Here is a 20,323-nt window from a genome sequence, read left to right on the forward strand (position 1 = left end):
GTACTTCGACTTGTCGGTCAAAAAGCGACGGATGGCGGTCGCAAATTATCAAGACGCTGAAAGAATGCTTCTTCACGCTCGATAGACAGGCAGGGAGGGCTACTATGAACCGTCACCATAGAGATATCCGCAAGATCGACCCCACCAAAGGCACAGCGCTTGGGGACGGCACTCCCAATGATTTGGACCGGATCGAGATCGGCCCCACACAGCTGGCCTTCGCCGAATGGGAAGCCGCCGGCCTGACCTTGCCGAACCTTGAGAGGATGCGTGAGTATAGGTGGAAACGTCTGACCAAGGCCATCGTTGATCGTGGCTATGGTGGCTTGTTGATGTTTGATCCTCTGAACATTCGATACGCCACAGACAGCACCAACATGCAGCTCTGGAACACGCATAACCCCTTCCGCGCAGTGCTGTTATGTGCCGACGGGTATATGGTGATCTGGGACTATAAAAACTCACCTTTTCTAAGCCAATTCAACCCATTAGTGAAGGAACAGCGGTCGGGCGCCGACCTGTTCTATTTCGATCGCGGCGACAAGGTCGATGTTGCCGCGGATGTACTCTCGAACGAAGTGCGGGCGCTGATTGATGCGCATGGCGGCGGTAACAAGCGGCTGGCTGTGGACAAGATCATGCTGCACGGTTTGCGCGCCCTTGAGGCCCAGGGGTTCGAGATCATGGAAGGCGAGGAAGTCACTGAAAAGTCCCGCGCCGTGAAAGGCCCGGACGAAATTCTGGCGATGCGATGTGCCAACCACGCCTGCGAGACCGCGGTGGCCGAGATGGAGGCATTTGCCCGCGCTAATGTCGGAGACGGAAGAACCTCGGAAGACGACATCTGGGCCATTCTGCATGCCGAAAACATCCGGCGCGGCGGGGAATGGATCGAAACCCGCCTGCTGGCCTCGGGCCAACGCACCAACCCGTGGTTTCAGGAATGTGGTCCCCGGATCACGCAAAAGAATGAAATCATCGCCTTCGATACCGATTTGATCGGGTCTTACGGCATCTGCATCGATATCTCGCGCACTTGGTGGATCGGGGACGAGAAACCCCGCCCGGATATGGTCTATGCCATGCAGCACGCGCATGAGCATATCATGACAAATATGGAGATGCTGAAACCCGGCGTTATGATCCCTGAACTGACCGCCAACAGCCATAGGTTGGATAGCAAGTTTCAGGACCAGAAATACGGCTGCCTGATGCACGGCGTTGGCCTGTGTGACGAGTGGCCTCTGGTCGCCTATCCGGACAAGGCCGTTGCAGGTGCCTACGATTACCAACTGGAACCGGGCATGGTTCTGTGCGTCGAAGCCGCGGTTGGCGAGATAGGTGCAGATTTCTCAATCAAACTCGAAGATCAGGTTCTGATCACTGAGGATGGGTATGAAAACCTGTCCACCTATCCCTTTGACCCACAGCTTATGGGGCTGGCCTGACCCTTCAGTTCGGCCAGTTTGACCGTTTGACGTTCCCATGCCAGTCCTCGATTTCGGTGCTGGCAAAAGATGTCGGCTGTGTCCAGTTCTGACCCGCGGCAAAACTGACGACCGCAGTTACGGCGATAGCGATCAGTAAATCTACTCGAAGATTTGTGCCATGTGGCTGAGAAGTGAGATGTACCATTGTTGCCTCCGTGGCTGGTTGTGTTCGACAGGCTCAAGATGAGGGTGGCGTTCGCTTTATTAAAGTGAATGTTTGATTGGGAATGCATCACAAAAGTTGATGCAATCTATCGCACCAGAGCTCCGCCGGCCCCTGACCCAGTCTCACCTTCCCGTGACGCTTCTTACATAGGGGTTGAGACCCCTCGCTGGCAGCCACAATATTGAGGCACCTCATGACGTAAGGAACTGCCATGCCCACCGAACGCATCACCTTTGCCGGTCACGACGGCCACCAACTGGCTGCACGCCTCGACCTGCCGGACGGGCCTGTCCTTGCTACGGCATTGTTTGCCCATTGCTTTACCTGTTCAAAAGATATCCCGGCCGCGCGCAGGATCGCAGCCCGTCTGGCAGCGATGGGTATCGCGGTATTGCGGTTTGATTTCACAGGCTTGGGTCATTCAGACGGCGAATTTGCAAACACCACCTTCACCTCGAATGTTGAGGATCTGATTGCCGCCTCACGGTATCTGGCTGGACGGAACATGTCCCCGTCTCTGCTGGTCGGGCATTCTCTCGGAGGGGCAGCGGTTCTGCGCGCCCGAGCTGGTATTTCGAGTGTTAAGGCCGTTGTGACGCTGGGCGCACCTGCCGATCCAGGGCATGTCTCGCACCATTTCGACGCCGCACTGTCGGAAATCCAACAAGAGGGATCGGCCGAGGTCACTTTGGGTGGTCGCCCGTTCCGTATTGGCAAAGCGTTCGTCGAAGATATCGCCCAATCCGCGCTAACCCCTGCGATTGCGGATTTGAAGGCCGCGCTGCTGATACTTCATGCGCCACGCGACGAAACGGTTAGTATCGACAATGCAAGCGCGATCTTTCTGGCAGCCAAACATCCCAAAAGCTTCGTGACGCTGGACGACGCTGATCACCTGATTACACGCGCGGCGGATGCGGAATATGCTGCAGATGTAATAGCGGCTTGGGTTACGCGCTATGTGGTGCTGCGCCCGCCTGCCCCACCACCGGGTGCGCCCGAAGGCGTAGTGCGGGTGACTGAGGCCGATCCCAACGGATTCCAGCAAGACATTCAGTCCGGCCCCAAGCATCATGTTGTAGCAGACGAACCGGCCTCATATGGAGGCACCGACCGCGGTATGTCGCCCTATGGCTTTGTGTCATCGGGTCTGGGAGCCTGTACTTCGATGACAATCCGGATGTATGCGCGGCGCAAGGGCTGGCCACTAACAGGCATCACTGTCGATGTTTGCCATAACAAGGTCCACGCACAGGATGCGGGTCTGATCACTGACAACAAGGTCGATCTGTTCCGCCGCAAAATCCGGCTCGAGGGCCCCTTGGATCAGGATCAGCGCGCACGTCTGCTTGAAATCGCCGACAAGTGCCCTGTTCACAGGACACTTGAAGGAACAGCGAAAATCACGACGGAATTGCTGTCGTGATCCGCATCAGCGCCGCCGCGGTGACGGGCGGTGAATAGGCGGCCGGGCAACTGGCGGCCGGGCAACCGGTGGACGTGCCGGGGGCTTGGCGACAGGGGGGCGTGGGCGCGCCGGGGGCTTGGCGACCGGAGGTTTGGGTTTGACCGGAGGCTTACCCTGCGGTGGACGATTTACATCAATGTCCACATCAACGTCGTGATAGTAGTCGTTCCAAAGCATCGAGTCATAGAACGGATCATATCCGTATCCCACACCAACCGTCACGCCGTCGCAGGCAGACAAGGTGATACTGGTCAAACCGAATACCAGCGCGGCGATCGACCGTTTCATCAGCTTACGAGTCATCCAAACCTCCTCACTGAAGCGACCGGAATGACGCGAATACGGCATTCAGGTCGTCCACATAGCCAGGGTCGGCGCCGTCTCTTAATACGGCCACTGCGACAGCCACGCGATCACGCGGCAAGTCAATCACTGTGGCCGTGAAATTTATCCCCCGCCGATCACGGGTGCCGGTACCGCGGATAACCCGCGCTGGCAGACCTCCGATCCGGGTTGCGACTGTTTCCGAAACGATCGGATCTTTGACCAGAAACTTGTCGATATCCTGAAGGTATCGCAGGCCACCGTCGATGGATGACACACCAGATGGCGAGACAAATCCAATCCATACGCTGTCATCCGTTACCGGTTTGATCCCCATGACCCGGGCAACCGCGCGGGGATCGTTCAGCTCGGTGTCATCGACCTCACGCGGGCCGCCAGTACGAACCGACCAAAAATCTGGTACCGCAAAGCTGAACAAGGCGCGCCCTTCATCAGTATAGGTGATCGGTGTTTCGGCTTTTGCACTCCCTGCCCCGGCGCAAACAACCGCGCAGGAAAGGGTTACAGCCCTCAATAGATTAGGCATATCTGAATAACCTGTTGTTTCTATTGCTACAGCTTGAACTGTGTCGACCGGTTTTGTCCAGCCTCTTGTTGGCGCAACAAAAAACCGCGCCGGGATCGCTCCGGGCGCGGTTCATGTCAACCAGGTTGACTGTGGTTTAGGTGCGGGCGTCGCCCACCAGCTTCCACAGGCCGGGGATCAGCAGCGCGGCCAGCGCGAGCTTGATCGCATCACCCACCAGGAATGGTGTCAGGCCCCATGCCAGGATCGGCTGGTCCCAGCCATAGAGCTGGCCCAGCCACAGCAGGCCGGGGACATAGATCAGAACGTTGGCCAGTACCAGCGCCAGCGCCATTTTCACGACCGAACGGTCCCAGCCGCGCGCGGCCAGCGTACCCAGCATCAGGGTTGCCAGCACATATCCGACCAGGTAGCCGCCTGTGCCACCCATCATGTAAGTAAGGCCGAATTTTTCAGCCGAAGAGCCCGCGAACACGTCAAAGCCCAGCGCGCCGATCAGCAGATAGCCCATCATGGTTACCAGACCCAGCCGTGCGCCATAGGCGGTGCCGATAGTCAGAACCGCAAATGTACCCATGGTGATTGGAACCGGCCACATCGGCACTTTAATCTTGGCGGCGACTGCCAAGGCAACGATGCCCAAAGCAACCAAAACCACCTGTTTGACGCGCAGCGCCGTCCCTTCACGAGGGCCAAATGCATTGGCCAATACGTTCGCATTCATGTTGTTTCTCCCTAAACGGACCGAGATTCTGCAACAGGAATGCCCTGTCAGCGCCGCATCTGCAAGATGATTACGCTACCGCAGCATGTATTCCGTATTCATTTCGTATGATTTCCGGGGGCCGGACACGGTCCAACGGACCCTCCAGCAGGGCCAGCCCGAGAAATCATAGACTGCGTCATAGCTGTCCGGCGGGCAATTATGGTGATCCGCAGCCTGCGCCTGGCCCAGCTTGAGAGCGTGGAAATAACGCCCGTCATCAAAATGCACCACAACCCTGTCGCCCTTGTCGTGCCACAGGTAGCGACGCGTTCCCATCATCTCGGGCTGGCCCGGAATGCGCAGAGTTACCGTCTCGTCATAGATCAGACCGTCTTTGGACCTTGTGAATCGCGCAGAGCCATCGGCCAAAACCACCTGCCCGGCCCGCGCATCCCGAATGGTGCGTGACAGGCTCCAGTCCCCTTCGAAGTCGGTCAGTTCGTTTGGAAAGGTCATTCGGGATAATACCCGTCTGTGATCTCGCCTGCGTCGTCAATAAATCGAATGATGACACCGCTTTGCAGAACATCATAACACGCCCAGATATCCGAAGGCGGCCAAACCGAGCAATACTGATCGCCCTGCACGGCCCACTTTCCGGTGCTGGGACGACCCGAAAAATAATGGGTCACCCCGCTTTGGTCGAATGTTTGCCAGATGCCGTCGCCATAAGTTAGTTTTTTGCCCGACAAGGCTTCGGTAATTTCATCACCCGTCAGCGGCCAGAACTCTGTCGCTGCCGCAACACCAGGCCAAAGGGATAAAATCAGGGCAAACCGTCTCATCACCGCACTCGCGCCTTGTTCCGTAGGGCGGCTGGGTTTAAACCGCGCCGCAACGACCTCTGCCAAATCATAAAAAGGTGCCGCTGCCAATGATTCCACGTTATTCCCGCCCCGACATGGTCGCCATCTGGTCGCCCGAGACGAAGTTCCGCATCTGGTACGAGATCGAGGCCCATGCCTGTGACGCCATGGCCGATCTGGGCGTGATACCGCGTGAAAACGCCGATGCCGTGTGGAAGGCAAAGGATGTGGAATTCGATGTGGCCCGCATTGATGAGATTGAGGCCGTCACCAAACACGATGTCATCGCTTTTCTGACCCATTTGGCCGAGCATGTCGGCAGTGATGAAGCGCGTTTCGTGCATCAGGGCATGACCAGCTCGGACGTGCTGGATACCTGTTTCAACGTTCAGCTGACCCGCGCTGCCGACATCCTGATCGCCGACCTCGAAGGTTTGCTGGCCGCTCTGAAACGCCGCGCGATCGAACATAAGGACACTGTCCGCATCGGCCGCAGCCACGGCATCCACGCCGAGCCCACCACAATGGGCCTGACATTCGCGCGCTTCTATGCCGAGATGGATCGCAACCTATCCCGCATGCGCGACGCACGGGCCGAGATTGCAACAGGTGCGATCAGCGGCGCGGTCGGCACCTTTGCCAATATCGACCCTCAGGTCGAAGAGCATGTCTGCGACAAGCTGGGACTGGTGCCCGAACCGATCAGCACGCAGGTCATCCCCCGCGACCGCCATGCCGCGTTCTTTGCCACGTTGGGCGTGATCGCCAGCAGCATCGAAAACGTTGCCATTGAAATCCGTCACATGCAGCGGACCGAGGTTCTTGAGGGGGCCGAGTTCTTCTCGATGGGGCAGAAAGGGTCGTCGGCGATGCCGCACAAGAAGAACCCTGTACTGACCGAGAACCTGACCGGGCTGGCGCGCATGGTGCGCGCGGCGGTGATCCCGGCGATGGAGAATGTGGCGCTCTGGCACGAACGCGACATCTCACACTCCTCGGTAGAACGCATGATTGGGCCGGACGCCACGATCACACTGGATTTTGCTCTGGCTCGACTGACGGGCGTGATCGACAAAATGCTGATCTTCCCCGAGAACATGATGGAGAACATGAACAAGTTCCCCGGTCTAGTGATGAGCCAGCGGGTTCTGCTGGCGCTGACGCAGGCAGGGGTCAGCCGGGAAGAGGCTTATGCTATGGTTCAACGCAACGCGTTGAAGGTCTGGGAACACCGCACAGACTTCAAAGAAGAACTTCTGGCGGATACTGACGTGACCGCCGCGTTGAGCAAGGAGGAGATCGAAGAGAAATTCGATCTCGGCTATCACACCAAACATGTCGATACGATCTTTGCCCGGGTGTTTGGCGAGTAAAATTTCGTCAAGCTCACGCAATACAGACCCGCACAATGATCTTGTGCGGGTTTTTCTTTGTCTGGTTACGTCAAGATTGGTCGAGCTTTCAAACTTGTGAATAAATTCGCGCGATCAGTTGTTAGCTTTTGTATAGAACGCGCTATGCTTATTCTGAGCAGCCCTACGAACGGAGACCAATTATGCGCCTCATCCTAGCTTCGGTTATTGCAATTCAGGCCCTTACATTTGCCCCCATGGTTCATGCCGCAGGTGGCGGCGGGGGATCGACGCCGCCAAAAACAACAAACACCACCAAGAAATGTCTGTTCGGACGAGTCTATGATGAGGCCGCGGGCAAATGCGTAAAGCCCAGCAACACCAATTTCACTCAGGATCAGCTGTACCACGCCGTGCGTGAACTGGCCTATGACGGGCAGTTCAAAAACGCCCAAGGCGTGCTGCGCGTGATGGACCAGAATGACGATCGCGTCTTGACCTATTGGGGATTTACCTATCGGAAGATGGGCAAGCTGGAACTGGCGAACCTGTTCTATGAAGGTGCAATTAACGCAAATCCCGACAATATCCTGGCACGTTCCTATATGGCGCAAGGCTTTGTCGCCGAGGGTAAAACTGATCTGGCGATTGCGCAGTGGCGTGAAATCAAAGCACGTGGCGGCGAAGGAACCTGGGCAGAGGTTTCCCTGCGCGAGGCGATCCGCACCGGACTGACCTACAACTACTAAGCTTCAGCCTTTCTTTACCCGACTCTCTGTAATCTGCCTGTGGAACAGGAACATTGGCACCGCAGGCAGATGCAGAACACAAACACATTGGTACAGGTGGCCCCGGGGGCTTCTGCCCAGCTGGCCAAAGAAAACGATGACGACCTTCGCTTGGTGGCCCGCAGCCTCAGCAGCCGACAAAAGGCGGCGGTGGTTGTGCGTCTCTTGCTGAATGATGGGGCGGACATTCCGCTGGAAGAGCTCCCCGACGATTTACAGGAAAAGCTAACCCACCAACTGGGCAAAATGGGCCTTGTCGACCGGGTTACCTTGGACGCAGTTGCCGGTGAATTTGCAGATGCGCTGGACAGTGTTGGCCTGTCCTTTCCACATGGTCTGGCGGGCGCTTTGGATGTGGTGAACGGCAAAATCGCCCCGGCAACTGCGGCGCGTTTGCGTAAAGTGGCCGGCATACGCCAGATCGGCGATCCTTGGCAGCGATTGCGAGAGATCCCTACAGAAGATCTGGCCGAAATGGCGCAGGCCGAAAGCACTGAGATTGCGGCCGTGATGCTATCGAAACTTGAAACCGCCAAAGCTGCGCAACTGCTAGGGCACCTTCCCGGCCCAGTTGCTCGGCGTATTACCTATGCGGTTTCGAAAACAGCAAATGTCAGCCCAGAGGCCGTCGAGCGGATCGGATGGTCGCTGGCGGCTCAGATGGATCAGCGCCCTGCCACAGCGTTTGCCGACGGACCGGGTGCCCGCGTTGGCGCGATACTGAATCAGTCCGCTGCCTCGACCCGGGACGGCCTGCTGAGCGCATTAGAAGAAGAAGACGCCGATTTTGCCACCATAGTTCGCCAATCCATTTTTACCTTCGCCCATATTCCGTCTCGCATTCTGCCCCGCGATGTACCGACCATTCTACGCGGTGTGGAACAACCCGTCCTGGTTACAGCGCTCGCCGGTGCAGAAACGGAAGGAGACAGGGCATCGGTTGACTACCTGTTGTCCAACATGTCGTCGCGTATGGCCGAAAACCTGCGCGAAGAAATGGATGAGGTCGGAAAAATCAAACAACCCGATGCCGAGGAGGCGATGACCCAGATCATTGGCGCCATCCGGACACTTGTCGATGAGGGAACCATCACGCTCCGGGATGATGACGGTGACGAATAAAGAGAGTAAGCGCGCCTAAATCTCTGGCCGAGCAGAAAGCTTGTGGTTACCGCGATCGGCTTGTATGTCTGACCCGGCAATTCACAACAGACGCCGAGACCTTCTGATGCCCGTTGAAAAGTCTGAACTAAGCAGGTCCGAGCTTGGCAAATACTATGTATCCGGCATGTTCCTGAAAGGCGTTATCAAAGCGTTACGGTTGCTGCCCTATGAGACACGCATTGCCACAATGGGCGCCATAGCGAGAAACCTTGCACCGTTGGTCGGGTTCTCGAAAAGAGTACGCAGCAATCTGAAACTCACCTGCCCGGACCTGACTGAATCCGAAGTGAAACGCATCTGCAAGGCCGTTCCTGACAACGCCGGGCGCGCGATCATGGAGCACTTCTCGCCCGAGGATTTCACAGAACGCCAACGCTTTGCCAAAGTCACGGGTACGGGTCTTGCCGCCTTTGATTCCGCCTTGGCGGAGGGGCGACCTGTGATGATGATCACTGCGCATTTCGGCCATTACCTGGCCGCGCGTATCGCCCTTCAAGAACGCAGCGGTCAGCCTATTGGCTGCCTCTACCGTCGAATGGCGAACCCCTACTTCAACGACATGTATGTCGATGCGTTCTACAAAACCGGCGCCCCGATGTTCGAACAAGGCCGTCGCGGGATGGTCGAAATGGTGCGGACACTCAAAAAAGGCGGGATCATCGCTATTGTGTCAGACCTGCACGCACATGGCGGGGAAGAGCTGACTTTTTTCGGCAAACCGGCCGTGACGTCGGTTTTGAATGCTGAACTGGCAATGAAATACAAAGCCGTCCTGATTCCGTGCTATGCGGTGCGTCAGCCCAATGGGGTTGATTTCGAAATCATCCTGCACGAACCGGTCCCACATACGGATCCAAAGACGATGACCCAGTTCACCAATGATGACCTCGAGGCGGTTGTCCGACAGCATATGGGTCAGTGGTTCTGGATTCATCGTCGCTGGAAAACCTGGAACGGGCTAGGCGTCCAAGCCAAAGACATGCCCTGATCAGCGAACGCGTGCTGCCGCAATAATCGGCCCATGGCCAACCCCTTGCACCAACACAACGGCCGGCAAATCTGACGTCAAAGATACCTTATAGGTCTTAGGCGCTGTCCCGTCCCATTGCCCGGCTACTGTCCAGGCCTCGACCACATTGGCATAATCCAGTTCTTGTCCGGCCAACTCTCCGCGCCGGATCGAAGCATGGCGCATTGGCGTGTATTGCACCACCCGGATGTCATAGACCTGATCCGGTGGCAAACTGATCGAGGAAACGTCGACAGTTACGTTATCTCCTGTACGTGAGGCCGAAACCGACGCCAGCGGAGCGGCCTTGGAATGGTCGCCGATCAGGTAATCCAGCTTTGCCGTATCTGCCCCTACAATATCCTGCTGACCATTAACTACCATCTGAGGCGTATAGATCACCGTACGCCCGGAATTTCCGGCATAGCTGCGCTGACGCTCAGTATGGGTGGGGTCGGCATATTCATCCTCCCATCCGATATAGTCCCAATAATCTACATGCAACGCCAACCCGATGACGTCATCCCGATTGGCCAGATCGTGCATGATTCGGTCAGCCGGGGGGCAGGACGAACATCCCTGCGAGGTGAACAGCTCCACCACTACGGGTCCGCTTTCTGCAATGGCCGAAGTAGCCAGGAACAGGGATGCCAACGCGGTTGCGGTTGCAGATTTGAACATGTTTGCTCTCGGGTTTCATGGGGTGCATTACTGGTTTAGACGGAACGCTGATCAAGCACCAATCAAGGTTTCTTGAGACCGGTGACACAAGGTTTACGCAAAAATGTGTGCAATGGTATACAAAAATTGCCGCACCTGGTCTGTTGGACCTTGAACCGCGCGCTTGGGTGATGCAGATAGCCCTCAGCGAATCCCATATTCCACGTCATTTGAGAGGGAGGCCACAGATGCCCATCAAAGTCGGACAGGATACCGCCAAGACACGCCGCAGCCTGAGCGTGAATGGCAAGTCCATCTCGTATTACTCGATCCCCGCCGCGCAAGAGGCCGGCCTGGGTGATTTCTCGAAACTGCCCGCCGCCCTGAAGGTGGTATTGGAAAACATGTTGCGGTTCGAAGATGACGGGTTCTCCGTCTCGGTCGACGACATCAAGGCCTTCGCCGAATGGGGTGCCAAAGGTGGCAAGAACCCCCGCGAGATCGCCTATCGCCCTGCCCGCGTGTTGATGCAGGACTTCACCGGCGTTCCGGCGGTGGTCGATCTGGCCGCCATGCGTGATGGTATCAAGGCTCTGGGCGGCGACGCGCAGAAGATCAACCCGCTGAACCCCGTTGATCTAGTCATCGACCACTCGGTCATGATTGACGAATTCGGCAACCCGCGCGCGTTCCAGATGAACGTTGACCGCGAATACGAACGCAACATGGAACGGTATCAGTTCCTGAAATGGGGTCAGGGTGCCTTCAACAACTTCCGCGTTGTGCCCCCCGGAACCGGGATCTGTCACCAGGTGAACCTGGAATATCTGGCGCAGACCGTCTGGACCGACACGGATCAGAACGGGGATGAGGTTGCCTATCCCGACACGCTGGTCGGCACCGACAGCCACACCACCATGGTCAACGGCATGGCCGTTCTGGGCTGGGGCGTCGGCGGGATCGAGGCCGAAGCCGCTATGCTGGGTCAGCCGATCTCGATGCTGATCCCCGAGGTTGTCGGCTTTGAGCTGACCGGAGATCTGGTTGAAGGCACCACCGGCACCGATCTGGTTCTGAAGGTCGTCGAAATGCTGCGCGCAAAGGGTGTTGTGGGCAAATTCGTCGAATTTTTCGGCGAAGGTTTGGACCGTCTGCCGCTGGCCGACCGGGCAACCATCGCCAACATGGCCCCGGAATATGGCGCGACGTGTGGTTTCTTCCCGATTGACGGTGAAACGCTGCGCTATCTGCGTAACACCGGCCGTGACGAAGATCGCATCGCGCTGGTCGAAGCCTATGCCAAGGAAAACGGCTTCTGGCGCGACGCAGATTACGCGCCGATCTACACCGACACCCTGTCGCTGGACATGCGCACCATCGTTCCCGCGATCTCGGGCCCGAAGCGCCCCCAGGATTATGTTGCTCTGACCGGTGCCAAGGCGGCGTTCACCAGGGAAATGGCCGAGACGTTCAAGCGACCCATGGGCAAGGAAGTCGCCGTCAAAGGCGAAGACTATACCCTAGAATCCGGTAAAGTTGTGATCGCATCGATCACCTCCTGCACCAACACCTCGAACCCATATGTGATGATCGGCGCTGGTCTGGTGGCCCGCAAAGCCGCGGCCTTGGGCCTGAACCGTCAGCCCTGGGTCAAGACCTCGCTGGCACCAGGATCGCAGGTTGTATCTGCCTATCTTGAGGCCGCGGGCCTGCAGGAAGATCTGGATAAGATCGGGTTTAACCTTGTTGGGTATGGCTGCACGACCTGTATCGGCAACTCGGGTCCGATCCAGAAAGAGCTGTCTGAGGCGATTGCCGAAGGCGATCTGGTCGCCACGTCTGTCCTGTCGGGCAACCGCAACTTCGAAGGCCGTATCAGCCCGGACGTCCGCGCCAACTATCTGGCCTCACCGCCGCTGGTCGTGGTCTATGCGCTGGCCGGTACGATGGATATCGACCTGACCTCAGAACCGATCGGTCAGGACAAGGACGGCAATGATGTCTTCATGAAAGACATCTGGCCGACCCAGCAAGAAGTGGCGGAATTGGTCGAACAGACGGTCACCCGTGAGGCGTTCCTGTCGAAATATGCAGACGTCTTCAAAGGCGACGAGAAATGGCAAGCGGTCGATACCACCGATGCCGAAACCTATGACTGGCCACCGACCTCGACCTATATCCAGAACCCGCCCTACTTCCAGGGCATGGGGACCGAGCCGGGCACAATTTCGAACATCGAAGACGCCAAGGTTCTGGCCATTTTAGGCGATATGGTCACCACTGACCACATCTCGCCTGCAGGCTCGTTTGCCACGACAACACCGGCTGGCAAGTATCTGACCGACCGTCAGGTGCAACCGCGCGAGTTCAACTCTTACGGGTCGCGCCGTGGCAACCACGAGGTCATGATGCGCGGCACCTTTGCCAATATCCGCATCAAGAACGAGATGCTGGACGCGGTTGAAGGCGGCTATACCAAAGGCCCCGATGGCGAGCAGACTTCAATCTATGACGCCTCGATGGCCTATCAGGAACAGGGCACGCCGCTGGTTGTATTCGGTGGCGAGCAATACGGCGCCGGATCGTCGCGCGACTGGGCGGCCAAAGGCACAGCTCTGCTGGGTGTCAAAGCGGTGATCGCCGAAAGCTTTGAGCGTATCCACCGCTCGAACCTGGTTGGCATGGGCGTTGTACCGTTCGAATTCACCGGTGGCGACTCGCGCAAAACGCTGGGCTTGAAGGGTGATGAAACCGTCTCGATCCACGGTCTGGATACGATCCAGCCGCTGCAAGAGGTGCCCTGCACCATCACCTACGGTGACGGTTCTGAGAAAACCATAACCCTTAAGTGCCGCATCGATACCGCGCCCGAAATCGAATATATCGAAAACGGTGGCGTGCTGCATTACGTGCTGCGGAACCTGGCCAAGGCCGACTAAGATCTCTGAGCAAACTAAAAAGGGCGCCCGGTCGGGCGCCCTTTTTACGTTCCATTTGCGCCAGGATGCTGTGCCTGGCTTTTTCACCGACCTCCCACTTGGTTCTGCCCAACCAGAGGGGCTACGGTGACAGCACCAAGATGGATGATTGTGACCAGATCATTCAGAAGACTGGTGTTTCTTCCCTCACCCTGCCGCGTTAATCGGCCTTAGCCTTTTCCAAAGCGGGTCGAATAGTTCCTTCGATGACGCGCTGGGTAATCGGCCCAGCAAAGCGCAGGATAATGGTTCCGTCGCCGTCGACCACATAGGTTTCCGGTACGCCGTAAACGCCCCAGTCCAGCGCCATGCGTCCCTGTTCATCCCGGCCGATACCCGTATAGGGATCACCAAGTTCGTTCAGGAATGCCTCGGCATTTTCCAGCTTGTCCTTATAATTGATACCGTAGACAGGAATGCCTTCATCCGACAGGGCCTGCAGGTTCGGGTGCTCTACCCGGCAGGGCGCGCACCAACTGGCCCAGTAATTCACAAGCTTGATCTGTCCATCGCGCAGCGTTGCGTCGTCAAATTGTGGCTTGCCTGCAAAATCTGTTAATACAACCGGTGGCGCGGTTTGGCCCTCACGGGCCGAGGGCAAAGCGTTTGGATCATCACGGAACATGCCAATACCGGCAAGTACAGCAAAGGCACCAAATATCAACGGAGGCGCAATCATCAGGGGCGAGATCTTAGCCATTGCGCTTTATCCTCTGTTCAACTTTTTCCAATTCAGCCTGGCTCTTGCGGCCCCGCATCACGCTGACCAGAACCAGCGCCAGCAAAAGCCCGATGGAAACCACATAGGACCAGAGCACCGTATCGGCATATTTTCCAAGATCAGGGATCATCCGTTTGCCCTTTCCCGCGCCAGCAGAGTCTTGGTCCGACGCGTGCGAATTTCAGTACCCGTGCGGTAAAGTACCAAGGCGATGAACAACAACACGAACCCGACAATGCACAGCAGCAGAGGATAGAAATAGATATTGCTGACCTTCTCTTCGGTATCCGCTCCAGTCACGGCACCAGCCCGCAGGACAGAAGCGCCCTGATGCAGCCCCTGATTCCAGAAATTCACCGCATAACGGCTGAGGATAGCAAAGACCGACCCCACCAGACACAGGATCGAGGTCAGATCGGCAGCCGTATCAGGGTCTTCGATCGCCTCCCACAAGGCGACATAGCCCAAATAGAAGAGGAACAGGATCAGGAATGAGGTCAGACGTGGATCCCAGGCCCACCAGGTGCCCCACATGGGCTGCCCCCAAATCGCCCCGGTTGCCAACGCAATCAATGTCATCACGATGCCCACAGGTGCGGCCGCGCGCGCAGCCAGCGCACTGACATGATGACGGCGAACCAGCCAAACCAGAGAGGTCGCCAGCATCATAAGCCAGCAGTTAATCGCCATCAGTGCGGCGGGCACATGCAGGTAAATGATCTTGACGGTCGATCCCTGCTTGTAATCATCGGGTGTGAAGAAAAATCCCCACACCAGACCAATGACGATGCAAACCAAAGCCGCGCCCCAGAAGAACGGCATCACCCGTTCACTGGTGGCAAGAAACTTGCGCGGATTGGCATATTCCCAGAGGGTATTGGCTTTGGCTGCGATAGACATGGGCCTTATCTAGTCCGAGTCGGGTTCATTCTCAATTGACATCCGTCAAAGTTACACTGTGTCACCGTAGGTTAATGCGCAACACGGCGGCGCTGGCAAAAGGTAACAGGGCAATCGTCGCCGCAGTGATCCCAGCCAGCATCAACAAGGGTGTCTGCGTTTCCATTCCTGTTGCGCCGCGGCGCGCGACCTCGGCCCCGAAGATCAACGTCGGTACATAAAGAGGCAGCACAAGAAGCGACAGCAGCAATCCGCCGCGTTTCAAGCCGACCGTAAGAGCGGCGCCAAAGGTTCCGATGACGCTCATCGCGGGCGTGCCAATCAAAAGTGAGACTACAAGCCAGAAAAAGCCGGGCAAAGGCAAATTAAGCAGAACGCCCAGGAAGGGCGCGGCCAGAACCAGTGGCAAGCCCGTGGTCAGCCAATGCGCCAAAGACTTGATCGTTACGACCGCTTCTAACGGCAGGGGCGCCGTCGCCAATAGGTCGAGCGAGCCGTCCTCCCAGTCCAGCGCAAGCAGCCGGTCAAGTGACAGAAGGCAGGCCAAAAGCGCCCCCAGCCATAGCACGCCAGGTGCAATCGTGGACAACAACGCGGATTGCGGGCCAACTGAAAAAGGCACCAGCACGGTGACGATAAGAAAAAACGCCAGGCCAAGGCCAAACCCACCGCCCGCACGGAAGGCCAGTTTCAAATCACGTAAAAGTAGGGCGATCACAGGAAACCTCCGTCGAGATCATCGACAGGTTTCGGTTTAGCCTTGTAGGGCCCCACATCCAGGACCTCTCCGTCCAGACCAAGGTCGATATGGGTGGCAATCAGGGCAGACCCACCCTGCCCCAGATGCGCGCGCACCGCGTCAGCAAACATCTGCACTGCATTCTTATCCAGCGACACAGTGGGCTCATCCAACATCCAGATCGGTCGTTCGGTGACCAACATCCGCGCCAACCCCAATCGACGTTTCTGGCCTGCCGACAGATTGCCTGCATGGCGATCCGACAGCTCAGTCAAAGCAAACGCATCCAGGGCCGGTTGAATGCTGTGACTGCCGAAGACCTGCGCCCAGAACGACAGGTTTTCCACCACGGTCAGAGTCGGCTTGAGTCCGTCGGAATGTGAGGCATAGGCGATCCGGTCCTCAGCCCCGTCGATCTGCCCCTCAAGCGGAGGCTGCAGGCCTGCCAGCGTTCGCAGCAGCGTTGTTTTACCGATCCCGTTCGGCCCGCGCAGGATAAGCGCCTTTCCGGGCTCCAGCGAAAAGCTGAGATTTTCCAGCACAGGAACGCCCCCTCGGGCGATCGACAGGTCGGTCACGGTCAATGTCATGAATCCCGCTTATCCTATTGCCGTCAGAGGCAAAAGGCGGGATTTGCCGCAGCATACCGACAGCAACGTATTTGGGTGGCATCTAAGCGTAAGGCCAGAGGAAAAGAATCCGATCAGACCGGTAGCAGCGCCAGCGCAATGCGGCGCCCTTCGGATAACAGGATATTGTATGTGCGGCACGCGGACGGAGAGTTCATGATCTCAACCCCGATCCCCGAATCTTCCAAGGCGGCGCGCAGATCAGAAGGAATATGGGCCAGCTCAGCGCCGGTTCCGATAAACAGCACATCGACCTGACCCGCCAATTTCAACAGACCATCCCTGTCGTCGTACCCGCCCCATTTCGCTGATCCTGCAGGGCCGGTCAGCACCGACCCGTCATAGACCTGACCACCGATGCGGAAAAACCCAGGACCATATCCGTCAACAGGGGCCGCATTGTCATAAGAGATTTCATTCATACGCATAGGAGGCATCTAGCCCCAAAGCGGTAAGCCCGACAAGGCTGCAAGCGCTATCGCCAGATACGCAGCGGCACGATACAGCTTTTCCCGCTCGGGCCGGAACATCCAACCACCCAGCCAATTACCAGCCAGATTGGGGACCGCCAGAGCCAGACCCAATATAACAGCAGGCAACGTGATACGGTCCATGCCAGTCAGGTACCCGAGCAGAAGAAAATCAAAGGCGAAAAGGTATAACAGAATCGTCGCACGGATCACGGCCACGGGCAGAGGTCGAGACATATAGAACAAGATAACGGCCGGTCCGGGCAGGCCCGCGACACCGCCCAAAAACCCACCAGCGCCTCCTATTCCCAAAACCATTTTTCGACTGACATGACCGTGATAGCGCAGACCGAACACCAGAATAGCCAGCATAAGAAACGCCAACAGGCTAACGGTATAGCGAAATACATGTGGATCGACCGTGGTCAGCAACCACAGCCCCAATGGCAGAGCGAGTGCGCACCCTCCCACCAGACGGACCAGATCACCCCTGTCGACCTCGCGCCAGGCCCGGCGAAGGTTGGGCAGCGGGCCCAGAATATCCATGATTGTCAGGCACGTCAGCGCCTTGAAAGGATCAAGGAATGGGGTTGCGATTGGCAGGAAAATCAGGGCGGTCCCAAATCCGGAAAAGCCGCGCACTACACCGCCAAGAAAGGCAGCAAAAACTATGATGGCCAGCCCTGTGGGGGACTGGCCAAAATACTCAGGCATCGATGTTGGCAAACTGGTTGCCAGAAGTGTTTGATGGCTTGGACCAGTCGCGCTTGACGCCCAGCCACAACAGGATGGTTGAGGCCACAAAGACGGACGAATAGGTACCTACGATCACACCCCAAATCATAGCAAAGACAAACCCGCGGATCACATCCCCACCCAGAACATAGAGCGAAATCAACGCCAGCAAGGTGGTGACAGAGGTCATGACTGTCCGGCTGAGCGTTTCGTTGATCGAAAGGTTCAAAACCTCCTTTAGGTCCTTTTTCTTGTATTTCCGCAAGTTCTCGCGCACCCGGTCGAACACGACCACCGTATCATTCAACGAATAGCCCACGATGGTCAGCAGCGCAGCGATGATCGCCAGATCAAAGCGGATCTGCAGTTCGGAAAAGATGCCGATAGTCAGGATGACGTCATGCACCAGCGCAGCGACAGCCCCCAGCGCAAACTGCCATTCAAACCGCAGCCAGATGTAGACAAGCACCGCCCCAATGGCGAGCACCACCGCGATTACGGCGGTCTGGATAAGCTCTCCCGAGACTTTGGGTCCTACAGATTCGACGCTTTCGAAGGGCAGTTTCAACCCGGGGTCCGCTGCGGCAAGAGCTTCGCCAATTTGTTCAATCGTGGCCGCATTGACAGCCTCAGCATCATCCTGCGCCTGAATGCGGATCATCGCGACATGTTGATCTGGCCCGAAGCTCGGATCGAAAATCTCGGTGATCGTCACGTCGCCAAGTCCAAGCGGCGCAATAGCGTCACGATATGTGCCGACATCGATTTCCTGCGCGCTTTGGGTCCGAATGGTGGTCCCTCCACGGAAATCAATGCCGAAATTCAGGCCCTGCAGCATGAATGACGTAAACGCGACAATCATCATCAAGGCCGAGATACCCAGCCAGATCTTCCAGCGACTGAAGAAATCGAACGAGGTATTCTGGGGTACGAGTTTCAGTCTCATGTCAAACCTCGATCGTTTTCGGACGGCGGCGTTCGAACCAAATCACGATCATCAGGCGCGTCACGAAGATCGCGGTGAAGACCGAGGTCAGAATACCCAGACCCAAAGTGATTGCGAACCCGCGCACTGGCCCGCTGCCCATGGCAAACAGGATTACAGCGGTAATGAAGGTGGTCACGTTGGCGTCCAGAATGGCCGACAGCGCTTTTTCATAACCCAGCTCAATCGCGCGGGCAGGACCTTTGGCAGATTTCAGTTCCTCTCGGATACGCTCGAAGATCAGTACGTTGGCATCCACCGCCATCCCTACCGTCAGAACGATCCCCGCGATCCCAGGCAGGGTCAACGTCGCCCCAATCAGGGAAAGCAGACCGAACAACAGGCCAACGTTGATGATCAGCGCAATATTGGCGAAGATACCAAACAGGCCATAGCTGAGCGCCATGAATGTCAGCACCGCGACAAAGGCCACGACGGTTGCCACCTTACCCGCGTCGATACTGTCCTGGCCCAGCTCGGGGCCGATGGTTCTTTCTTCCAGAAACTCCAGCCCGGCGGGCAGTGCCCCTGCGCGCAAAAGGACAGCCAGATTTGTACTTTCCTCAACGGTGAAATTACCGGTGATGATACCAGACCCGCCGGGGATATGACTTTGGATCACCGGGGCTGAGATCACTTCGTCATCCAGAACAATGGCAAAGGGTGCCCCGATGTTTTCCAGCGTGTAATCACCAAATTTGCGCGCGCCAGAGGTGTTAAAGCGGAAACTCACCGCCGGGCGGCCATTCTGGTCAAACGCGGGCTGCGCATCGACCAGTTCCTCGCCCGTTACAACAGGCGCGGCATCCAACGTGTAATAGACGCCATTTTCGTCAATCGACGGCACCACCTCTTCGCCAACGCCCGCTATCGCATCGGGGTCGGTTCCGCGCCCAACAACGGGGTTAAAGGTCAGTTGCGCGGTCGTGCCGATGATCTCTTTCAACTCTCCTGCGCTGCCGATACCTGGCACCTGGATCAGGATACGGTCGGTGCCTTGCCTTTGGATGGTCGGCTCGCGGGTGCCCACCTCGTCAATCCGACGGCGAATGATTTCCAGCGATTGACGCACGGTGCGGTCGTCTGACGCCAGCTTCTCGGCCTCAGAAAGTTGTACAATGATCGTATCACCTTCGGCGCGAGCCTCGATATCCGTGGCCCCTACACCGCTGAGGGTCTGCACCTGACGGGCCAGACCGCGGACAACCTCCAGCGCGCGGGACATGCCCTCGGGCTGACTGATGCGAAGGCGAATCTCATCAGGCGCCGCGTCCTGGCGACGGATGGTGCCCACAGTGGCACGTTCGTCCCGAAGCGCATCCCGAATTTCGGGCCACATGGCGTCCATGCGGGATTCGTAGACGTCACCCACCCGAACTTCGGCCAAAAGATGCGCGCCACCACGCAGATCCAGCCCTAGATTGACCAGCGACGACGGCAGCCAGTTCGGCCATTGCGCCGCCTCGGCCTGCATTTCAGGAGTGTCGACGCCAAGCTCAATCGCCGCCTTGGCGTCATTGGATTGTTCAACGCGCGTATAAAACGCATTCGGCAGGGCCATCAGCAAGCCAGTCACGCAGACCAGCCAGATCAGAACCCGCTTCCAGGTATCAATTTGCAGCATTA

General features: G+C 57.3%; 23 protein-coding genes. 7 read left to right on the top strand and 16 right to left on the bottom strand.

Annotated features, from left to right (window positions below; all coding sequences use genetic code 11):
- The first annotated feature begins 104 nt into the window (after nucleotides 1-104).
- Entirely contained in the window at nucleotides 105-1,448 is a 1,344-nt protein-coding gene (gene dddP / locus AC2FLB_RS02810; protein WP_496708572.1) for a dimethylsulfonioproprionate lyase DddP, read from the top strand.
- Between the two features lie 4 nt (nucleotides 1,449-1,452).
- Here dddP and AC2FLB_RS02815 read toward each other — a convergent pair whose 3' ends face one another.
- Entirely contained in the window at nucleotides 1,453-1,635 is a 183-nt protein-coding gene (locus AC2FLB_RS02815) for a hypothetical protein (RefSeq protein ID WP_496692351.1), read from the bottom strand.
- A 232-nt stretch (nucleotides 1,636-1,867) separates the two neighbouring features.
- On the opposite strand from AC2FLB_RS02815, the gene AC2FLB_RS02820 reads away from it, so the two are divergent.
- Entirely contained in the window at nucleotides 1,868-3,082 is a 1,215-nt protein-coding gene (locus tag AC2FLB_RS02820; RefSeq protein WP_496692352.1) for a bifunctional alpha/beta hydrolase/OsmC family protein, read from the top strand.
- A 6-nt stretch (nucleotides 3,083-3,088) separates the two neighbouring features.
- On the opposite strand, the gene AC2FLB_RS02825 is transcribed toward AC2FLB_RS02820, so the two are convergent.
- The 5 genes from AC2FLB_RS02825 to AC2FLB_RS02845 form a co-directional block, all read right to left on the bottom strand.
- Nucleotides 3,089-3,427 carry a hypothetical protein gene (locus tag AC2FLB_RS02825; protein WP_496688465.1) on the bottom strand — a complete coding sequence of 113 codons (339 nt, stop codon included), beginning with the start codon at nucleotides 3,425-3,427 and terminating at the stop codon, nucleotides 3,089-3,091.
- Between the two features lie 10 nt (nucleotides 3,428-3,437).
- The gene (locus AC2FLB_RS02830; RefSeq protein WP_496692354.1) at nucleotides 3,438-3,995 is read right to left on the bottom strand and encodes a hypothetical protein; all 558 of its coding nucleotides are present in this window, start codon (nucleotides 3,993-3,995) and stop codon (nucleotides 3,438-3,440) included.
- 136 nt (nucleotides 3,996-4,131) lie between these two features.
- Nucleotides 4,132-4,719: a biotin transporter BioY gene (locus AC2FLB_RS02835; protein ID WP_142633110.1), complete on the bottom strand. Its 588-nt coding sequence runs from the start codon at nucleotides 4,717-4,719 to the stop codon at nucleotides 4,132-4,134.
- A 75-nt stretch (nucleotides 4,720-4,794) separates the two neighbouring features.
- The gene (locus AC2FLB_RS02840) at nucleotides 4,795-5,217 is read right to left on the bottom strand and encodes a DUF6314 family protein (RefSeq protein ID WP_496708573.1); all 423 of its coding nucleotides are present in this window, start codon (nucleotides 5,215-5,217) and stop codon (nucleotides 4,795-4,797) included.
- Nucleotides 5,214-5,546 (bottom strand): hypothetical protein, encoded by a 333-nt coding sequence (locus AC2FLB_RS02845; protein WP_496708574.1) that lies wholly within the window; start codon nucleotides 5,544-5,546, stop codon nucleotides 5,214-5,216. Before AC2FLB_RS02845 ends, AC2FLB_RS02840 begins: the two co-directional genes overlap by 4 nt.
- A gap of 89 nt (nucleotides 5,547-5,635) precedes the next feature.
- Here AC2FLB_RS02845 and purB point away from each other — a divergent pair, with 89 nt between their 5' ends.
- The 4 genes from purB (at nucleotide 5,636) to AC2FLB_RS02865 (ending at nucleotide 9,859) form a co-directional block, all read left to right on the top strand.
- Entirely contained in the window at nucleotides 5,636-6,940 is a 1,305-nt protein-coding gene (purB, locus tag AC2FLB_RS02850; RefSeq protein WP_142633106.1) for an adenylosuccinate lyase, read from the top strand.
- 182 nt (nucleotides 6,941-7,122) lie between these two features.
- Nucleotides 7,123-7,668 carry a tetratricopeptide repeat protein gene (locus tag AC2FLB_RS02855; RefSeq protein WP_281971903.1) on the top strand — a complete coding sequence of 182 codons (546 nt, stop codon included), beginning with the start codon at nucleotides 7,123-7,125 and terminating at the stop codon, nucleotides 7,666-7,668.
- A gap of 69 nt (nucleotides 7,669-7,737) precedes the next feature.
- Entirely contained in the window at nucleotides 7,738-8,829 is a 1,092-nt protein-coding gene (locus AC2FLB_RS02860) for a flagellar motor switch protein FliG (RefSeq protein ID WP_496692357.1), read from the top strand.
- A 106-nt stretch (nucleotides 8,830-8,935) separates the two neighbouring features.
- The gene (locus tag AC2FLB_RS02865) at nucleotides 8,936-9,859 is read left to right on the top strand and encodes a lysophospholipid acyltransferase family protein (protein WP_142633100.1); all 924 of its coding nucleotides are present in this window, start codon (nucleotides 8,936-8,938) and stop codon (nucleotides 9,857-9,859) included.
- On the opposite strand, the gene AC2FLB_RS02870 is transcribed toward AC2FLB_RS02865, so the two are convergent.
- Nucleotides 9,860-10,561 carry a DUF1223 domain-containing protein gene (locus tag AC2FLB_RS02870; RefSeq protein WP_142633098.1) on the bottom strand — a complete coding sequence of 234 codons (702 nt, stop codon included), beginning with the start codon at nucleotides 10,559-10,561 and terminating at the stop codon, nucleotides 9,860-9,862. It lies immediately after the preceding gene.
- Nucleotides 10,562-10,788: 227 nt separating this feature from the next.
- On the opposite strand from AC2FLB_RS02870, the gene acnA reads away from it, so the two are divergent.
- Nucleotides 10,789-13,479, top strand: a complete 2,691-nt coding sequence (gene acnA, locus AC2FLB_RS02875; protein WP_496708575.1) for an aconitate hydratase AcnA — start codon at nucleotides 10,789-10,791, stop codon at nucleotides 13,477-13,479.
- A 199-nt stretch (nucleotides 13,480-13,678) separates the two neighbouring features.
- On the opposite strand, the gene AC2FLB_RS02880 is transcribed toward acnA, so the two are convergent.
- From AC2FLB_RS02880 to secD, 9 genes are all read right to left on the bottom strand, one after another.
- Nucleotides 13,679-14,218: a DsbE family thiol:disulfide interchange protein gene (locus tag AC2FLB_RS02880; protein WP_142633094.1), complete on the bottom strand. Its 540-nt coding sequence runs from the start codon at nucleotides 14,216-14,218 to the stop codon at nucleotides 13,679-13,681.
- Complete coding sequence (gene ccmD, locus AC2FLB_RS02885) at nucleotides 14,211-14,369, bottom strand: heme exporter protein CcmD (protein ID WP_185956600.1); 159 nt, start codon at nucleotides 14,367-14,369, stop codon at nucleotides 14,211-14,213. Before ccmD ends, AC2FLB_RS02880 begins: the two co-directional genes overlap by 8 nt.
- Complete coding sequence (locus tag AC2FLB_RS02890) at nucleotides 14,366-15,139, bottom strand: heme ABC transporter permease (protein ID WP_142633092.1); 774 nt, start codon at nucleotides 15,137-15,139, stop codon at nucleotides 14,366-14,368. Before AC2FLB_RS02890 ends, ccmD begins: the two co-directional genes overlap by 4 nt.
- A gap of 61 nt (nucleotides 15,140-15,200) precedes the next feature.
- Entirely contained in the window at nucleotides 15,201-15,857 is a 657-nt protein-coding gene (gene ccmB, locus AC2FLB_RS02895; RefSeq protein WP_282021834.1) for a heme exporter protein CcmB, read from the bottom strand.
- Nucleotides 15,854-16,468, bottom strand: coding sequence for a heme ABC exporter ATP-binding protein CcmA (gene ccmA, locus AC2FLB_RS02900; RefSeq protein WP_142633088.1), 615 nt, complete (start codon nucleotides 16,466-16,468; stop codon nucleotides 15,854-15,856). Before ccmA ends, ccmB begins: the two co-directional genes overlap by 4 nt.
- A gap of 113 nt (nucleotides 16,469-16,581) precedes the next feature.
- Complete coding sequence (locus AC2FLB_RS02905) at nucleotides 16,582-16,935, bottom strand: Mth938-like domain-containing protein (protein ID WP_142635082.1); 354 nt, start codon at nucleotides 16,933-16,935, stop codon at nucleotides 16,582-16,584.
- Between the two features lie 9 nt (nucleotides 16,936-16,944).
- Nucleotides 16,945-17,691, bottom strand: a complete 747-nt coding sequence (locus AC2FLB_RS02910; protein WP_496676192.1) for a sulfite exporter TauE/SafE family protein — start codon at nucleotides 17,689-17,691, stop codon at nucleotides 16,945-16,947.
- Nucleotides 17,684-18,658, bottom strand: a complete 975-nt coding sequence (gene secF, locus AC2FLB_RS02915; protein WP_282021836.1) for a protein translocase subunit SecF — start codon at nucleotides 18,656-18,658, stop codon at nucleotides 17,684-17,686. The genes AC2FLB_RS02910 and secF overlap by 8 nt, the downstream gene beginning before the upstream one ends.
- Nucleotide 18,659: 1 nt before the next feature.
- Nucleotides 18,660-20,321, bottom strand: coding sequence for a protein translocase subunit SecD (secD, locus tag AC2FLB_RS02920; protein ID WP_282021837.1), 1,662 nt, complete (start codon nucleotides 20,319-20,321; stop codon nucleotides 18,660-18,662).
- Nucleotides 20,322-20,323 lie beyond the last annotated feature (2 nt).

The organism is Ruegeria sp. CDSA236 (assembly GCF_059611285.1).

What these genes read in the sequence shown, in the direction of transcription:
- ccmA (WP_142633088.1), bottom strand. Translation starts at nt 16,468, where the DNA reads ATGACATTGACCGTGACCGACCTGTCGATCGCCCGAGGGGGCGTTCCT.
- AC2FLB_RS02845 (WP_496708574.1), bottom strand. Translation starts at nt 5,546, where the DNA reads ATGAGACGGTTTGCCCTGATTTTATCCCTTTGGCCTGGTGTTGCGGCA.
- dddP (WP_496708572.1), top strand. Translation starts at nt 105, where the DNA reads ATGAACCGTCACCATAGAGATATCCGCAAGATCGACCCCACCAAAGGC.
- AC2FLB_RS02905 (WP_142635082.1), bottom strand. Translation starts at nt 16,935, where the DNA reads ATGCGTATGAATGAAATCTCTTATGACAATGCGGCCCCTGTTGACGGA.
- AC2FLB_RS02890 (WP_142633092.1), bottom strand. Translation starts at nt 15,139, where the DNA reads ATGTCTATCGCAGCCAAAGCCAATACCCTCTGGGAATATGCCAATCCG.
- AC2FLB_RS02820 (WP_496692352.1), top strand. Translation starts at nt 1,868, where the DNA reads ATGCCCACCGAACGCATCACCTTTGCCGGTCACGACGGCCACCAACTG.
- AC2FLB_RS02880 (WP_142633094.1), bottom strand. Translation starts at nt 14,218, where the DNA reads ATGGCTAAGATCTCGCCCCTGATGATTGCGCCTCCGTTGATATTTGGT.
- ccmD (WP_185956600.1), bottom strand. Translation starts at nt 14,369, where the DNA reads ATGATCCCTGATCTTGGAAAATATGCCGATACGGTGCTCTGGTCCTAT.
- AC2FLB_RS02840 (WP_496708573.1), bottom strand. Translation starts at nt 5,217, where the DNA reads ATGACCTTTCCAAACGAACTGACCGACTTCGAAGGGGACTGGAGCCTG.
- AC2FLB_RS02865 (WP_142633100.1), top strand. Translation starts at nt 8,936, where the DNA reads ATGCCCGTTGAAAAGTCTGAACTAAGCAGGTCCGAGCTTGGCAAATAC.
- AC2FLB_RS02830 (WP_496692354.1), bottom strand. Translation starts at nt 3,995, where the DNA reads ATGCCTAATCTATTGAGGGCTGTAACCCTTTCCTGCGCGGTTGTTTGC.
- secF (WP_282021836.1), bottom strand. Translation starts at nt 18,658, where the DNA reads ATGAGACTGAAACTCGTACCCCAGAATACCTCGTTCGATTTCTTCAGT.
- AC2FLB_RS02870 (WP_142633098.1), bottom strand. Translation starts at nt 10,561, where the DNA reads ATGTTCAAATCTGCAACCGCAACCGCGTTGGCATCCCTGTTCCTGGCT.
- AC2FLB_RS02910 (WP_496676192.1), bottom strand. Translation starts at nt 17,691, where the DNA reads ATGCCTGAGTATTTTGGCCAGTCCCCCACAGGGCTGGCCATCATAGTT.
- AC2FLB_RS02815 (WP_496692351.1), bottom strand. Translation starts at nt 1,635, where the DNA reads ATGGTACATCTCACTTCTCAGCCACATGGCACAAATCTTCGAGTAGAT.
- AC2FLB_RS02835 (WP_142633110.1), bottom strand. Translation starts at nt 4,719, where the DNA reads ATGAATGCGAACGTATTGGCCAATGCATTTGGCCCTCGTGAAGGGACG.
- AC2FLB_RS02825 (WP_496688465.1), bottom strand. Translation starts at nt 3,427, where the DNA reads ATGACTCGTAAGCTGATGAAACGGTCGATCGCCGCGCTGGTATTCGGT.
- secD (WP_282021837.1), bottom strand. Translation starts at nt 20,321, where the DNA reads ATGCTGCAAATTGATACCTGGAAGCGGGTTCTGATCTGGCTGGTCTGC.
- AC2FLB_RS02860 (WP_496692357.1), top strand. Translation starts at nt 7,738, where the DNA reads ATGCAGAACACAAACACATTGGTACAGGTGGCCCCGGGGGCTTCTGCC.
- AC2FLB_RS02855 (WP_281971903.1), top strand. Translation starts at nt 7,123, where the DNA reads ATGCGCCTCATCCTAGCTTCGGTTATTGCAATTCAGGCCCTTACATTT.
- purB (WP_142633106.1), top strand. Translation starts at nt 5,636, where the DNA reads ATGATTCCACGTTATTCCCGCCCCGACATGGTCGCCATCTGGTCGCCC.
- acnA (WP_496708575.1), top strand. Translation starts at nt 10,789, where the DNA reads ATGCCCATCAAAGTCGGACAGGATACCGCCAAGACACGCCGCAGCCTG.